Annotated in this window: 1 protein-coding gene; it reads left to right on the top strand. The window is 65.0% G+C overall.

Going from position 1 to position 545, the window contains the following annotated elements:
• Nucleotides 1-545, top strand: a 545-nt coding sequence (locus tag ACNKU7_RS18790; protein WP_418298523.1) for a hypothetical protein, incomplete at both ends; no start/stop codon positions are given.

The following is a 545-nucleotide window of genomic DNA, read 5'->3' on the forward strand; positions in this document are numbered from 1 at the left end:
GATGGCGGCAATGGTGCGGACACCCTGGATGCGACCGCCACCGGCAGCGCCACCCTCGGCACCGGGGATTTCGCCCTCACCGCCGGCGGTATCGATTTCTCGAACATCCTGGCGGTGACCACCGCAACCCTGAACGCCAATGCTGCCGGCAGCAGTTTTGTGCTGAACAGCGATAACACGATCAGCGCGAATGGCATCACTGTTTCCGGCGCGACCCGGGTCAACGGCGCCGGTGGTAACGACAGCCTGAACGCCCAGAACCTCGGCAATGAGTTCCTCTACCTCCGGACCGCGGATGGTCGCGACGTGGCCACCCAGACCTCCGGCGGCATCCTGTTCAGCGCGATGGACAGCGTCACGGCGAGCAACCTGGATTTCAGCCAGGTTCCGGTGGACCTGACCGTGTCGGCGAACAATACGCTGGCAACCGGTGGTGCAACCTTCAACGGGGTGCTGCGGGCGCGGGGCGACGGCGATAACACGGTCACCGGGCTGGGCAACTGGACACTGCTGGGCGGCGGTGGTGCGAGCAACAGCAATATCGA

Source organism: Microbulbifer weihaiensis, assembly GCF_048323715.1.
Taxonomy (GTDB): domain Bacteria; phylum Pseudomonadota; class Gammaproteobacteria; order Pseudomonadales; family Cellvibrionaceae; genus Microbulbifer.